Source organism: Clostridium pacaense, assembly GCF_020709765.2.
GTDB classification, from domain to species: domain Bacteria; phylum Bacillota; class Clostridia; order Lachnospirales; family Lachnospiraceae; genus Enterocloster; species Enterocloster hominis.
Genome location: NZ_JAJFEB020000010.1, coordinates 176,613 through 192,269, shown reverse-complemented (window position 1 = coordinate 192,269; position 15,657 = coordinate 176,613). Strand labels below are relative to the sequence as shown.

General features: G+C 54.0%; 13 protein-coding genes and 1 pseudogene. 13 read left to right on the top strand and 1 reads right to left on the bottom strand.

Annotation, left to right across the window (positions count from 1 at the left end; translation table 11 throughout):
- Positions 1-258 (bottom strand): annotated as a pseudogene (locus tag LK536_RS47090) (hypothetical protein); the annotation flags it as partial.
- A 571-nt stretch (positions 259-829) separates the two neighbouring features.
- Here LK536_RS47090 and LK536_RS47085 point away from each other — a divergent pair.
- From LK536_RS47085 to fliF, 13 genes are all read left to right on the top strand, one after another.
- A complete protein-coding gene (locus LK536_RS47085) occupies positions 830-1,621 on the top strand; it encodes a nucleotide-binding protein (RefSeq protein WP_025485098.1) in 792 nt (263 codons plus the stop codon).
- Positions 1,602-2,987, top strand: a complete 1,386-nt coding sequence (locus LK536_RS47080; protein WP_227795647.1) for a nitrogenase component 1 — start codon at positions 1,602-1,604, stop codon at positions 2,985-2,987. The genes LK536_RS47085 and LK536_RS47080 overlap by 20 nt, the downstream gene beginning before the upstream one ends.
- Positions 2,984-4,405 (top strand): nitrogenase component 1, encoded by a 1,422-nt coding sequence (locus tag LK536_RS47075; RefSeq protein ID WP_331472126.1) that lies wholly within the window; start codon positions 2,984-2,986, stop codon positions 4,403-4,405. Before LK536_RS47080 ends, LK536_RS47075 begins: the two co-directional genes overlap by 4 nt.
- Positions 4,406-4,470: 65 nt before the next feature.
- On the top strand, positions 4,471-5,808 hold the full coding sequence (locus LK536_RS47070) for an ABC transporter substrate-binding protein (protein WP_227795648.1): 1,338 nt from the start codon (positions 4,471-4,473) through the stop codon (positions 5,806-5,808).
- Between the two features lie 21 nt (positions 5,809-5,829).
- Entirely contained in the window at positions 5,830-6,849 is a 1,020-nt protein-coding gene (locus LK536_RS47065) for a FecCD family ABC transporter permease (RefSeq protein ID WP_120058438.1), read from the top strand.
- A complete protein-coding gene (locus tag LK536_RS47060; RefSeq protein ID WP_120058437.1) occupies positions 6,846-7,655 on the top strand; it encodes an ABC transporter ATP-binding protein in 810 nt (269 codons plus the stop codon). The genes LK536_RS47065 and LK536_RS47060 overlap by 4 nt, the downstream gene beginning before the upstream one ends.
- Positions 7,656-7,705: 50 nt before the next feature.
- Positions 7,706-8,782: a [FeFe] hydrogenase H-cluster radical SAM maturase HydE gene (gene hydE, locus LK536_RS47055; protein ID WP_008720592.1), complete on the top strand. Its 1,077-nt coding sequence runs from the start codon at positions 7,706-7,708 to the stop codon at positions 8,780-8,782.
- A gap of 129 nt (positions 8,783-8,911) precedes the next feature.
- Positions 8,912-9,460, top strand: a complete 549-nt coding sequence (gene spoVT, locus LK536_RS47050) for a stage V sporulation protein T (RefSeq protein ID WP_008720590.1) — start codon at positions 8,912-8,914, stop codon at positions 9,458-9,460.
- Between the two features lie 181 nt (positions 9,461-9,641).
- Complete coding sequence (locus LK536_RS47045) at positions 9,642-10,982, top strand: C40 family peptidase (protein WP_227795650.1); 1,341 nt, start codon at positions 9,642-9,644, stop codon at positions 10,980-10,982.
- 26 nt (positions 10,983-11,008) lie between these two features.
- Complete coding sequence (locus tag LK536_RS47040; RefSeq protein ID WP_227795651.1) at positions 11,009-12,232, top strand: PspC-like choline-binding domain-containing protein; 1,224 nt, start codon at positions 11,009-11,011, stop codon at positions 12,230-12,232.
- A 16-nt stretch (positions 12,233-12,248) separates the two neighbouring features.
- Positions 12,249-13,451, top strand: coding sequence for an N-acetylmuramoyl-L-alanine amidase family protein (locus tag LK536_RS47035; protein ID WP_227795652.1), 1,203 nt, complete (start codon positions 12,249-12,251; stop codon positions 13,449-13,451).
- A gap of 255 nt (positions 13,452-13,706) precedes the next feature.
- Complete coding sequence (fliE, locus tag LK536_RS47030) at positions 13,707-14,012, top strand: flagellar hook-basal body complex protein FliE (RefSeq protein WP_227795653.1); 306 nt, start codon at positions 13,707-13,709, stop codon at positions 14,010-14,012.
- Positions 14,013-14,042: 30 nt separating this feature from the next.
- Positions 14,043-15,656: a flagellar basal-body MS-ring/collar protein FliF gene (gene fliF / locus LK536_RS47025; RefSeq protein ID WP_227795654.1), complete on the top strand. Its 1,614-nt coding sequence runs from the start codon at positions 14,043-14,045 to the stop codon at positions 15,654-15,656.
- Position 15,657: the final 1 nt, after the last annotated feature.

The following is a 15,657-nucleotide window of genomic DNA, read 5'->3' as shown; positions in this document are numbered from 1 at the left end:
GACCTTGTAAAAATCATTTACACTGATATAGTCCTCAGGACTCTTATATTCCACGATGTTATAGGTCCTGAATATCCCTCCGATACTCTTGCTGACAACGTGTCCCGGCTCCAGCTTGATGATCAGCGTATCCATCTGCAGCGGCTTCCTGCTGAGGTTATATTCCTCATGAAAGCAAAGGAATGGCCTGTCCTCTGCCAGTTCCACCTGCAGCGCCGCCTGGAACGCAGGATGCCACTGTAATGCCTTCTTCCCCATCCATGCTACTCCCTTCAGTATAATTTAAAAAAAACGTAACTTCAATAGCCCTCCTGAAATTTCCTTTCTATCCTTCTGTCAATGCTCTGATTTCCGTGAATCTGCGGCCGAACCGGCCATTACCGTGCATAAGCACGCCAGACTGCCATTGGGGCAGTGAACCTTACTGTGGAAGGAATCCACAGGATATGGAATGGTCTAATATTCCTGTGAATCCAGTATAACACAAACAGGCCAATTGTCCATAGCTCCCCCTCCGGTTTTAGAAAGGGTTAATAAATAGACAGCTTATAAATAAAGAAGACCAGGATTAAGGATTACAGATTACAGGATTGTTAAGAAATATTTTAGTACTTGCATTTTTTCCCAGGCTGGAATATGATGGTAAGTAATCGAATAAAACCTTTCTCTGATGCGAAGCAACCCTGAGATAAAGAGAGAGCGGATCTACCAGGCAGCCGGTATTCCTGTGCGGGCCAGGTGTATTATTGTCATCCACATCCCCTCTCTGACTTTCAGAGAGGGGATTTTTTATTTGCGGTGATTAAAAATGTAAAGGGGAAGAACGGTTATGCTGAAAATAGCGATTTATGGAAAAGGCGGGATTGGAAAGTCCACGATTTCCTCCAACCTGTCAGTTGCCCTGGCAAAGAAGGGGTATAAGGTCATGCAGATTGGCTGCGACCCAAAGGCGGATTCCACCATCCAGCTTCATGAGGGAAACGGGGTCGCCTCCATCCTGGACATCATCCGGGCAAAGGGGGATCAGGCGGGCCTTGAGGAACTGGTGACAGAGGGCAGTGAAGGCGTGCTCTGCGCAGAGGCCGGCGGTCCGACGCCCGGCATGGGATGCGCGGGCAGGGGAATCATCACGGCCTTTGAGGCGTTGGAAGAGAGACATGCATTTGATATTTACCGGCCTGACGTGGTGATATATGACGTGCTGGGGGATGTGGTGTGCGGAGGATTTGCAATGCCCATCCGCGAGGGGTACGCGGACAAGGTATTTATCGTCACATCCGGGGAGAACATGGCAATCTATGCCGCGGCCAATATTGCCTCCGCCGTCAAGTCCTTTGAGGCGCGGGGGTATGCCAGTCTGGGCGGCCTTATCCTCAACCGGCGGGGCGTGAAGCGGGAACAGGAGAAGACGGAAGAACTGGCCCGGGACATGGGGACGGATATCATTGCCTCCCTTGACTTCAGCGCCCTGGTGGCAGAGGCGGAGGAACTGGGCAAGACCGTGATGGAAGCATTTCCGGACAGCGATATGGCCGGGGAATACAGGAATCTGGCGGATGCAGTGCTGGCGGCCTGCAAAGAGGAAGAGGTGAGGAAGGGCTATGCTAAAGAATCTGCATGAGGTCACGGAATGTCCCTTGGGAAACCGGAACCAAGGGGTGGACGGCGGGGGTACGGCAGTCGAACTGGCTGACCTGTCCGGCCTGGCGCCATTTACATATGGCCTGGAGTACAGCGCACCGGCCAGGGGAGGCTGGACCATTGTACATATCGGCATGCTGCTGCCGGAAAGTCATCAGGTGTTCGTATGCGCCCAAAGCTGTCTGCGGGGCGTGGTGCTGTCAGCGGCAGAGCTTAATGATTCAGACCGGTTTTCAACTATTACCGTGGATGAGGAGTCTGTGTTGGACGGAAACTGTGAGGAAATCATCATAGAAGGAATCACCCATATCCTGGAAGGCCTTCCAAAGCTTCCAAAGGCGCTGCTCCTTTTTACAAGCTGCATCCATCATTTCCTCGGAACGGATATGAAGCTGGTGTTTGGGGAACTGGACAGACGCTTCCCGCAGGTTGGATTTGTCCAGTGCTGGATGAACCCAATCATGCGCAAGACCAAGATGCCCCCAGACCCGTTTATGAGAAAACAGCTTTATTCACTGCTAAAGCCTGCTAAGACGGACCAGAGGCAGATTAACATAATCGGCAGCAACCTGGCAATCAGGGAAAGTTCAGAGTTATACAGGGGGCTTGAGGAAAATGGTTTCTTCCTTAAGGATATCTGTACCTGCAGGAACTTTGAGGAATACCAGGAAATGGCCTCGGCCCGCCTTAACATAGTCACCCATCCCCTGGGACGTCCGGCTGCCAGGGAGTTAAAGGAGCGTCTGGGGCAGGAATGGGTCTACCTTCCGGTCAGCTATGACTGGGATGAAATCGGTGAGCATTGGAAATGCCTGTCCGACCTTCTGGAACTGGACTGGGATGTTGTGTGGAGAAGCCTGGAACTTTGGGAATTACGCAGGAAGGCGGAAGAAGCTTTAATCAGGCTGGCCCATCGGTTAGAGGGATGGTCGGTGGTCATTGACTATACCGCATCTTCACGGCCCTTTGGCATGGCGCGGCTCCTGACACGGTACGGATTCCGGGTGGAAAGGATTTACGCCGATACCATATCGCCGGAGGAGGAAGACACCATTGCCTATCTGAAAGAGCGCTGCCCCCACATCCGTGTCTGTCCCACGGTCTATCATAAGATGGCGGTCCTGCCGCGCAGCATGTATGAGGAATCCGGGGGCAGGGTGCTGGCAATCGGGCAGAAGGCGGCTTACTTTACAGGAACGCCCCATTTTGTCAACATGGTGGAGGATGGAGGTCTGTATGGCTGCGGGGGAATCCTGGAGCTTGCCGGTCTGATGCAGGAAGCTGCCATGGAAGAAAAGGACACGGAGAAACTGATTCAGGTAAAAGGATGGGGGTGCTTCTGTTGAAACGGACAAACCGTATCCTGCCGGTTTACGCGGCAGATATATCAGGGGTTTGCTCAGCCCTCTATGAACTGGGGGGTATGACTGTGATGCATGATGCGTCCGGCTGCAATTCCACATATACCACCCATGATGAGCCAAGGTGGTATTCCATGGACAGCATGGTTTACATATCCGCATTATCCGAGCTGGAAGCTGTCATGGGGGATGATGATAAGCTGGTGCGCGACATTGTGGATGCAGCCAGGAACCTTCATCCCAGATTCATCTGCCTGGGAGGGACGCCCATCCCCATGATGATGGGAACCGACTTTAAGGGACTTGCAAGAATGATTGAGAAGGAAACAGGAATCCCCACCTTTGGGATTGCCACCAATGGAATGCATTCCTACGTCCAGGGAGCGGGAGAGGCGCTGCGCCGGATTGCGGAACGGTTTTGTCCGCCCGCGGATGAACTGGGAAAAATGGCGGCGGAAAAAGGGCTGACGGGTAAAAGGGATTGGGAAAATCCCGGTTTTGGCAGCATCCTTTTGAGGGTCAACATACTGGGGGCCACACCGTTGGATTTCTCCCTGACGGGAAATGTTTCAGGAATCAGGAAGTTCCTGTCCCGCCATGGCATGGAGACAGTGGGCTGCTGGGCAATGGAAAGCAGCCTGGATGACATGTGCCTGGCCGGATTGGCGGACGTGAACCTGGTAGTTTCAGCCGTGGGCCTGCCCGCTGCCATGGAATTGGAAAGAAAATATGGAACCCCGTATGTGATAGGCGCCCCCATAGGGAGAAGGACGGCGCTGCGCCTGGCCAGCCTGTTGCGGCTGGGGGCAGTGACCCGGAAGGACCAGACCCTGTTTTGCGGGGAAACCGCAGTTGTGGAAACCGCAGTTGTGGAAACCGCAGTTGTGGAAGCCACAGTTGTGGAAGCCGCAGTTGGGGAAGCCGCAGTTGGGGAAGCCGCAGTTGGGGAAACCGCAGATGGGGAAGCCGCAGTTGGGGAAACCGTAGACGAGAAAGCCGCAGACAGGGAAGACGCGGATAGCAAAACTGTCCTGTTTCATGCCAATCCCGGCATTCCCGGCCTGCCGGATGATTTCTCAAGGGAGCGGGTGCTGATTGTGGGCGAGCAGGTAATTGCAGGTTCCCTGCGGTGCAGTCTCAGGGAGGATCTGGGAGCGCAGGATGTAACGGTACTTTGCCCCACAAAAGGCAGTGGATGCATGGCAGAGGAGGGGGATATGCTTGTGTGGGATGAGGATGAGGCAATCAGCCGTATCGGGAGAAGCACGGTTGTGATTGCAGACCCCCTTTACCGTCAGGTCTGTCCGGGGGATGGACAGAGGGTATTCGTGGATTTCCCGCATGAGGCGTGTTCCGGGAGGATGTATCACAGCGCCATGAGGCCGTTTATATGCGGTTCATAGGCGGGGCCTTTAAGTAAGGATGGTTCCCGGCATCGGCAGGGAACAGGATAAGAGGAGAGGATATTATGAAAAAGTTAGCAGCAGTAGTTTTAAGTATATGCCTTGGGGCCGCAGGCCTTGCAGGGTGCCAGTCAGGGCAGCAGGCAGCGGGAGGCGCGGTGCAGGGTCAGACAGAAAGCAGCGTCCAGGGCCAGGCTGAAGGCGCCGGGCAGGAAGAGGGCGCCGGGCGGAATCAGGCCCAGGGAACGGGAGGGAATCAGGCAGAGGGGACCGGACAGGGCCAGGGCCAGGGAACAGGTCAGGACCAGGCAGAGGGCGTCGCTTCCGGCCAGATCAAGGGAAAAGACCAGGCAACGTCAGAAGGCACGTCCGGCACGAAAATCATCACAGACCATGCGGGAAACCAGGTGGAAATCCCAAGGCAAGTGAACCGGGTGGTGGTCACTGACATTTTCCCAATCCCATCCATCATAACCGTACTTCTGGGGTCAGGTGAGAAGGTGGTGGGCATGAACCCGGCCAGCATGAGCGCTGCCCAGACGGGTCTTTTAGGGGAGCTGTTCCCGGATATCCTGAACGCCAGCACGGACTTCATGAACGGCAGCGATATCAATATGGAAGAACTCATGAAGCTGGAACCGGACGTGGTCATCTACAGCGCGGGCAGCAAGGAGCTAGGGGAGGCGCTGCGTTCGGCAGGCTTTGCGGCAGTGGGCATATCTGTTAACAAGTGGGACTATGACAGCATTGAGACATATGACCAGTGGATTAACCTGTTAAGTGAGATATTCCCGGAAAAAGAGGACACGGCGGAACGTGTGTCCCAGTACAGCCACAAGGTTTATGAGGATATCCAGAGCAGGGTGTCCGGCCTTAAGGACGGGGAGCGTAAAAATATCCTGTTCCTGTTCAACTACAGCGATACCACCATGGTAACCTCGGGTAAGAAGTTCTTTGGACAGTTCTGGTGCGATGCCGTGGGCGGCCGCAATGCTGCGGAAGGCGTGGCAGCGGAAAACTCCAATGCGGTCATCAACATGGAACAGGTATATGAGTGGAACCCGGATGTCATTTTCATCACCAATTTTACCCCGGCCCAGCCGGAGGATCTGTATGAAAATGCAATTGGCCAGGATGACTGGAGTCCGGTAAAGGCGGTCCAGGATAAAAATGTATTCAAACTTCCCCTGGGCACATACAGAAGCTATACGCCCAGCACGGATACGCCATTGACGCTTTTGTGGATGGCAAAACAGGTATATCCCGATCTGTTTGCGGATGTGGACATCAACAAGGAGGTTAAGGATTACTATAAGGATATGTACGGGGTGGAGTTGAATGACGGGCAGGTACAGAGGATGTACCATCCGGGCCGTGATGCTGCGGCCGGATTTAAGAAATAAAAGCAGGGGTGGGACAGGAACATGAATGAATGCAGACACAGGTGGAACCGGTACTGGACCGTTGGTTCCCTGGCCGTAATCTTAGCGGCCGCGGCCGCAGCCATGGCCATCGGCCGTTTTACCATATCACCCAGGGAGCTGGCAGCGGTACTGATGCCCGGGGCATTTCCCGGGGAGGAGGTGTCGGGACAGGTCAGGACCGTCATATCCAATATCCGGCTGCCAAGGGTGCTGCTGGCGCTTTTGTCAGGCGCCGGGCTTGCGGCGGCAGGTGCGGCGTTCCAGGGGCTATTTGCCAATCCCCTGGCCACGCCGGATACCCTGGGAGCCGCCAATGGCGCATCCTTTGGCGCGGTGCTTGGGATCCTTCTGGGACTGCCTGCATTCGGAATCCAGCTGCTGGCCATGATACTTGGGATTGTGGCAGTGCTGATGGCCTGGGGCGTGGGACGGGTCAAAGGCGCCATGCCGCCCCTTATGGTCATACTGGCCGGTATGGTGGTCAGTTCCCTGTTCTCAGCCCTTGTATCCCTGGTGAAATACGCTGCCGACCCCCAGGACGTGCTTCCCGCCATATCCTACTGGCTCATGGGAAGCATGGCAAGTACTACAAGGGCCACCCTGGTCATGGGGGCGCCGTTCATCATAATAGGAAGCATCCTTTTGTTCCTGTTAAGATGGAAGCTTAATTCCATGTCCCTGCCGGAGGATGAAGCCAGGTCCTTAGGAATCCCGGTCAGGAGGATCCGGGGGCTTGTGATCGTGGGGTCAGCCATGGTCACGGCGGCAGTGGTGTCCATGTGCGGCCAAATCGGATGGGTGGGGCTGCTCATCCCCCATATGGTGCGCATGATATTCGGCAATGACAACAGCTCCGTGATGCCCGCCAGCATGGCCTTCGGCGCGGTATTCATGCTTATCATCGATACGGCTGCACGGTCAGTCACCGCATCGGAGATACCGGTTTCCATATTAACATCCCTTATAGGAGCGCCATGCTTTATATTGCTCCTCAGAAAGACAGGAGGTATCCGGTTATGAGGTTTGAGGTAAAAGACGGGGGATTTGGATATCCCCGGGGCGGATGTATTTTCAGTCATGTGAATTTCACAATGGATAAGCCGGAGGTGCTGTCCGTACTGGGCGCCAACGGCGCAGGCAAGACAACCCTGCTTAAATGTATGCTGGGCCTTCTGGAATGGAAGACAGGGGGCACGTATATTGACGGGATTAACATAAAGGAAATACCTTATCACCAGCTGTGGCAGCAAATCGGATACGTACCCCAGGCCAAGGCGTCTGCATTTGCCTATCATGCGGAGGATATGGTCCTTCTGGGACGGAACGCGCATCTGGGCACCTTTGGCCAGCCAAAAAAGGCGGACCGGGAAATCGCCCTGGCCTGTATGGAGGAGATTGGAATCGGATATCTTAAAGGTAAGCTCTGCAGCCGTATCAGCGGAGGGGAACTTCAGATGGTGCTCATTGCCAGGGCGCTGGCCGGAGGACCCTCCATCCTGATACTGGATGAACCGGAGTCCAACCTGGATTTCAGGAACCAGCTGATTGTGCTGGAAACCATTGAACGGCTGTGCAGGGAAAAAGGGATTTCGGCTATTGTGAATACCCATTATCCGGAACACGCCCTGTCCATTTCCCAGAAAGCCCTTCTTCTTACCAGACAGGGGGAGACCATATTCGGGCCAACCGGCAAGGTGCTGAGCGAGGAACATCTGGACGAGGCGTTTGGCGTGGAGGTAAAGCTGTATCCGCTGAAGCATAAAGACCGCACCTATACGTGTGTCCTGCCGGTGGGATTAAAAGAAGTGATGGAAAGAGGTGCGTGATGGAGGGCACAAAACGTATGGAAGGTACAAAACGTATGGATGGTGCGGGAATGATAGATGGCGCAAAAGGCATAGAAAACCTTGTGGACCGTCTGGCTGTGGACCATATCCTGTCCAGGGAGGAATTCTGTTATCTGCTGGAGAATATAAGGCCGGAACAGGATGGGTATCTTTATGAAAAAGCCAGGAAACAGGCGCTGGCCAGTTACGGAAACAGGATTTTCGTCAGGGGCCTGATGGAATTTACCAATTATTGTAAAAACGACTGCTATTACTGCGGCATCCGCAGGAGCAACCAGAAAGCGTCCCGGTACAGGCTGACGCCGGAACAGGTGATGGACTGCTGCCATACCGGATATGGCCTGGGCTTCAGGACATTCGTGCTTCAGGGCGGGGAGGACCCGTGGTTTACCGACGACAAGATTGCTTACCTGGTGGAGCGCATCAGGGGCGGGTACCCGGACTGTGCAATCACCCTGTCTGTTGGGGAAAAGGATTATGATACTTATAAAATGTGGTTTGACGCAGGTGCGGACCGTTACCTGCTGCGCCATGAGACAGCAAACCCATGCCACTATGCCAGCCTCCACCCGCCGCAGATGTCCTCTGCACACAGGAAGGAATGTCTGGGAAACCTTAAGAAAATAGGCTATCAGACAGGCTGCGGAATCATGGTGGGCGCGCCTTACCAGACAACCGGGCACATTGCAGAGGATTTGGAATATATGTACGGGCTTCAGCCTGAGATGGTGGGAATCGGCCCCTTCATCCCGCACCATGACACGCCATTTGGGGACCGTCCGGCCGGTACGCTGCGCCAGACGCTCCTGCTTCTGGCCATTGTGCGTCTTATGCTTCCAGGTGTGCTCCTGCCGGCAACCACGGCCCTTGGCACCATTGAGCCGGACGGCCGGGAACAGGGCGTGATGGCCGGGGCTAATGTGGTCATGCCCAACCTGTCGCCCCTTGATGTGCGCAAAAAGTATATGCTCTATGATAATAAAATCAGCACAGGCGTGGAGGCGGCGGCCAATATCAAAGAATTAAAACAGCGCATGGCTTCCATTGGATATGAAGTGGTGACGGACAGGGGAGATTTTAGGAAAACCCTGCCGGAATGTGTTTAAATCAAATATAAAAACCTCATAATGACTTTGAAGGTTACTTTAAGTATAAATTCCTCTCTTTTACAGATACTACATTTACGGGCAACAAAGAAGATAAATGTCAGAAAGTAAAATGGAGGAATTTTGTTTATGAAAGCTACAGGAATAGTAAGAAGAATTGACGATCTTGGACGTGTGGTGATCCCGAAGGAAATCCGCCGTACCCTGAGACTCAGAGAAGGTACACCACTGGAAATATTCACGGACAGGGAAGGGGAAATCATTCTCAAAAAATATTCACCCATGATGGAACTGACCACATTCGCGGTCCAGTATGCGGAAGCCATGGCCCAGTCAACCGGGCTTCTTGTCTGCATTACGGACAGGGACCAGGTCATTGCGGTTGCCGGGGGTGCCAAAAAGGACCTGCTGCAGCGCAACATCAGCCGCCAGCTGGAACAGGCCATTAATGAGCGCAACACGGTGATGGCTGGCAGGGATGACAAGGCATTCATCCAGCTGGTGGATGAGGACCTGGAGGGCGTATCCGCCCAGGTGGTGGCTCCAATCATCTGCGAGGGGGACGCAATCGGTGCGGTAGCGCTGATGAGCAGGGAGCCAAGGGCCAAGTTTGGCGATATGGAAACAAAGCTGGCATTGACGGCAGCCGGGTTTCTGGGACGCCAGATGGAAGGCTGAAGGCTTATATAATCATGATAGGCAGGGGGATTCCCGGTGCAGGATAATGTGTGTCTGACCTGTGCCGGGATTTTTCTATCTGCTGTTTTGGGGCTTTTTTCCTGGTTACGTTTGTGTTATACTGGCAGTATCGGTATCTGAGAATGTAATTAATGGGCCAAGGGGTATACATAAGATTGAGATGAAAGCAAAGAGACACTGGGTCAGGGGAAGGGCGTTCCTCCTATGGGCAGCGCTTATGCTGTGGACATCCGCGCCTGTGGGACAGGCCTGGGCATCACCTGTGACAAAAGCGGAGCAGGAAAGGGAATCAGCCCAGGCAGAGGGGCAGAAGGCCCGGGAAGAGGCGGATGCGCTGGAACAGAAGCAGGGTGATGCAGGGCGCCAGGCCAGGGAACTGGGCGATGAACTGACCAGGCTTCTCACCCTAAGCAATCTCCTTAAGTCCGATATGAAGGAACTGGACCAGCAGATAGGGACAGCGGACCAGGAGTATGAGGCGGCTAAGAAGGAACAGGAACGCCGGTATGGGATGCTGAAGAAGAGAATCCGTTTCCTCTATGAGGAGGGCGATATCACATACCTGGATATTCTGTTAAAGGCAAGGAACATTGGGGACGTGGTGGACCAGACGGAATATTTTGACCAGCTTTACCGCTATGACCAGAACCAGCTGGTCCAGTATGAGAAGGTTAAGGCAGAAGTACTTATGAGGAAGCGTGGACTGGAGGAAAAGCAATCTGAGATGGAAGCCATGGAACAGGAATATGAGGTCCAGCAGGCAGATATCCGCACGCTGATCCGCACAAAGGAACAGGAGACAGCGGATTTTGGCATCCAGCTGGCTGCCGCCAGGGAACGCGCTGCAAAGTCAGCTGACCAGGTAAGGAAGAAGAATGAGGAAATCCGCCGCCTGCGGGCAGAGGAAGCCAGGAAAAAGGAAGAGGCCAGGAAAAGGGAAGAAGCAAGACTAAGGGAAGAAGCAAGACTAAGGGAAGAGGCAGGACTAAGGGAAGAGGCAGGAATCCGGTCTGAAGCGGAGGCGGGTGGACGGGCTGCAGGGGTGCAGACGGACCATGGTGCTGGGCAGACACACACGGCCGGCCAGGAACCAATGTCCGGCCAGGGAACGGAGCCAGGCATCCGCCAGCCGCTTAAAAGCTCCGGAGGCACTGCCTTTGGACGCAACATAGCGGATTACGGCCTGCAGTTTGTGGGCAACCCCTACGTATGGGGAGGCACAAGCCTGACCTCGGGCGCGGACTGCTCCGGATTCACCCAGTCGGTTTACCGCCATTTTGGGGTGGATATCCCAAGGACATCCGCGGAGCAGGCCTGGTTTGGCAAGGAGATTCCCTATGAAGACATGGAACCCGGGGACCTGGTCTGCTATTCCGGCCACGTGGCCATGTATATAGGCAATGGACAGATTGTCCATGCCAGTTCCAGGAAAGAAGGAATCAAGGTGGGCAATGACCCGGCTTACCGGACCATCGTGTCCATCCGCAGGCCGTGGCAGTGAACATACAATACTGACAGATGGGGTGAATGACAGTGATATCAGACAAGAAGCGCATAGCCGGATGGCTGAAAACTACCGTTGGGGCAGGAATCATATTAGGGACATGGCTGGCCATGGCCACGGCGGCATATGCGGACGAGGCCATCAAGTCCGTAACAGTGACGGTAACTTCCTCTGTTACTGCCAACGGGGACGGCGGCAGTGTGTCCGCTGCCGCGGACAGCACGAAGTACCATGTGGTTTCCTGCGATTTCATCAATGGGAAGTCCCAATGGAAGGCAGGGGACATACCCAAGGCTTCCATAGAGCTGGCTGCGGATGAAGGATACTATTTCGGAAGCATCAGTTCATCCAGCGCCCATATACGCGGCGCGGATTATGTCACGTGCAAGAAAAGCGATGCCAAGCGCAGCCTGACCATAACGGTTAAGCTGAAGGGGGTAAAGGGTACCCTGGACCGTGTGGAGGATGCCTACTGGGAGGAGAAGCCTCTGGGCAAGGCCAGGTGGGCAAAGGTAGAAGGGGCCAGCTCCTATGAGGTAAAGCTGTTCTGTGATGAGAGCATGGTTTATCATGTGCCCAGGACCAACTCGGTGAGTTATGACTTTTTCCCCTATATGACAGAGGACGGGGACTACTACTTCAAGGTCAGGGCGGTTGCCAAATCAGAATCCGAGTCAGGCTACCTGAAGGCAGGGGACTGGGCGGAATCCGATAATCAGGAGATTACGAAAAAGGATGCCAGGGCGGCTGACAAGCGGGCGGCCTCCACCGGTACCAAGGGCGTCAGCACCAAGGACGGGACCGGACCCATGGCCCAGGCACCGGGGTGGGCCATGGACGGCAACGGCTGGTGGTACAGGAATGAGGACGGCTCCTATCCGGTGGGCAGCTGGAAAGCCATAGGGGACAAATGGTACCTTTTTGACATGAACGGCTATATGCTTACGGGCTGGCAGTGGAAGAATGACAGGGAATATTATCTGACGACCAACGGTGATATGGTTACAGGATGGTTTCAGTATAACAGGATATGGTACTACCTGGATCCGGAGCAGGGCAAGCTTACCGGGCAGTGGCTGCAGCAGGGGGACCAGTGGTATTATCTGAATCCCGATGGAAGCATGGCGACGGGCTGGCTTCTGTCCCAAGGGAACTGGTATTATCTGGACCCCAGGAACGGGCAGATGGTGAAGGACCAGGTGGTGGACCAGTATTATATTAACCAGGACGGGATCTGGATACCTTAACAGGAGGAGAATCACTATGAATTTTTGGAAAAAGGCAGCGGCTGTATCCGTGTGCCTGATGGCCATGGCAGCATGTCCCATGCCTTCGCTGGCAGCGGTCAAGACGGAGACAAGGACGCCCATTACCAGCGTATCCATCCGGGTGCGCTCCGATGTCCAGGCGGATTATGAACTGAATGAGGCCACTGTATATGCCGCCACGGACAGCAATCTGTACACCACGGGCGCCTATAAATGGGTCACTAAGAACAAGGAATACTGGGAACCCGGGGATGAACCCAAGGTTCAGATTGAGATACATGCAAGAAGCGGTTATTACTTTAACCGTGTGACAGGGCCCAGCAAGTTCCAGATTGACGGGGCCACCTATGCCTCTGTCAAACGGACCAATAATGACGAGACGCTTCTGCTGACCGTTAAGCTGACCCCGGCATCAGGAACCCTTGAGATACCTGAGAGCGTGGAGTGGATGGGGTATCCTCCGGGTAAGGCCACCTGGGCGCCTGTGCCCTATGCGGGCGCTTATGAATTGAAGCTTTACAGGGATGGCCAGATGGTACAGGGCGTTCCCAAGGTGATTGCGACCACCTATGATTTTTATCCGGTGATGACCCTGGCTGGCACATACCAGTTCCGTGTCAGGGCCATACCCAAGGATTCGGAGGAACTGGCCTATATAACCGGAAGCGACTGGGTGTATTCCGATGAACTGGATATTGACGCGGATGAGGTGTGTACCTTAAACGGCGGGGTGACCGGGCCGCAGGAGGATAAGCAGCAGCTGACACCTGCCCAGATTGGTTGGGTCAAGGATGAGGAGGGCTGGTGGTACAGGAACACGGACGGCACCTATCCCACAGGCACATGGCAGGCGATTGACGGGAACTGGTACCTGTTTGACTTCAGCGGTTATATGCTGACAGGCTGGCAGCTTAATAACGGAAGGTATTATTACCTGGATATCAATGGGGTCATGCAGACGGGATGGCTTCAGGACAGCCGGAAGTGGTATTACCTGGAACCGGACGGCGCCATGCACACGGGATGGCTGGACGCAGGAGGGACCTGGTACTTCTTCGACCAGGATGGCTCCATGCATACAGGGTGGCTTCTGGATAACGGCACATGGCATTATATGAGCCCGGACAACGGAACCATGGTAAGGAATACAACCGTGGAAGGCAGGTATCTGGATTCAGCAGGGGTATGGAAGGACTAGCAGACGCTGCGTCGGGATTAGGCAGGAATGAATCGGTTACCGGCAGAAATGCCAGGGGCATGGCAGGAAGGAGAAGCAGGTTACACTCCTTCCTGCTATTTTTGTGGACACAGTTATCATAATGCCGGGAGGGGATATCATAAAATTACAAAATGGTTACAAAAACGTTTATTTTTGTTGACGGAGTGACCGAAGACGGCTATACTTGAATTAATGACGAAAAGTGTAAATATTAGGGGATTACAGGGGGATTTTATGTTTATTGTTCCGATTGCAAGAATGGATGGGATTGTACCTTCCGACAGCCAGAAAAGCAGCCCTGCCAAAGGGCAGGCAGGTCCGGTACCCTTTAAGGAAATGCTGAGGACCGCTGTAAAAGAAGCGGACCAGGCCATGAGGGAAACCCAGGAGATGGATATAAAACTGGCATCCGGCCAGGTGGATAATCTTCATACGGCACTGATACAGGCTGAGAAGAGTGCTGCTGCGGTTGAGTTCACTACTCAGTTAGCATCCAAGGCAGTGAATGCATATAATCAGATTATGGGTATGCAGGTTTGATATTAAAACGAAAGATATTATCGGTGGGTCATGGGGATTAAGGAAAAGTTGAAATCGGTATCAGGAGAGAAAGGCGGCATCGGCCGTGTACTTGATACGGGTAAGAAGAAGGCGGTGGCTGCGGGAATAACGGCAGCCGTGGTTATAGCACTTGCAGCCAGCGTGCTGCTGAACACGAAAAAGAGCGGGAATTATGTAGCGCTGTTCCCGGGAATATCCAAAGAAGAGAATAACGAGGTTCTGACGGTACTCAACGCAAGAGGGGTTGAGGCCAGGAGAAACAGCGAAGGAGAAGTGACGGTTCCGGAAGACCAGTTGGGCGACATCATGCTTGATATGTCCGAATTGGGATATCCGAAAACGGCACTTCCTTTTGACATTTTTTCAGATAATATGGGCTTTACCACCACGGAATTCGAGAAGCGCCAGTACCTTCTCATGAACCTTCAGGACAGGATTGAACGTACCCTTAAGGATATGACCGGGGTTAAGAATGCCATCGTCACCCTTAATGTGCCGGATGAAAGCAATTATGTGTGGGATGAGGGGGACTCCAACAGTACAGGCTCCATTTCCCTGACCCTGATGCCCTCCTATGAGCTTTCGCCTGAGAAGGTGTCAGCCATCAAGAACCTGGTGGCGGACAGCGTACCCAGGCTTCTGCCTGAAAATGTGACGGTGGTCAACGCGGAAACCATGCAGGAAATGGTTGCGGATGATATCGGCACCACCTCATACGGCCTGAACCGCCTGGATTTTGAGGCCAAGGTGGAGGAACGGCTGGAGAATAAGATTAAGAATGTCCTTACACTGGCATATTCCCCGGATAAGCTGAGGGTTTCGGCAACCGTTGTCATTGACTATGACAGGATGATTACCGAAGACCTGCATTATGAGCCGCAGGACAACGGACAGGGCGTGGTGGAGCAGTATAAGGAAGGCAGGAGCCTGAACGGCGGGGCTGCCGGCGCAGGCGGGATTGCCGGCGAGGAGAATAATACGGACATACCTGCCTACGGAACCGCGGGAACCGGCGGCGGTGCAGGCGGCACAGGAGATTACTACAGGGATGTGGATTACCTTGTAAGCTACATCAAGAAACAGATAGAAAAAGATAACGTAAAGCTGCAGAAGGCCACCGTGGCAATCACGGTCAATGACGACAACCTGACTGATTCCAAGAAGCAGCAGCTGATAGACGCGGCGTCCAAGGCCGCCAATATCGCGCCGGAGGATATCGTGGTGTCCAGTTTCCGTGAGATCCCAAAGGAAACAGTCAAGAACGACAAGCCGGCATTGCCCGTACAGGCGCCGGCCCAGACAGGACTGGATTATCGGCTCATAGCGGCCGCGGCCGGCGTGGGCATCCTTATATTCCTGTTACTCCTCCTGCTTCTCATGCGCAGCAGGAAGAAAAAGCATTTAAAAGAAGACCAGATGCTGTTTGCGCCATTTGAAGACGGGGATACCCAGGAGCCGGAGTCTGTTGAACAGCGGGCAGCGGAGGATGCGGTACAGAACAGCCTGGGCAGGATCCAGCCGGATTCTTCCGACCCTGTGGACCAGGTACGTTCCTTTGCCCAGATGAATCCTGAGATTATTGCATCCATGATCAGTTCATGGCTGAAGGAGGATAAGAAGTAAG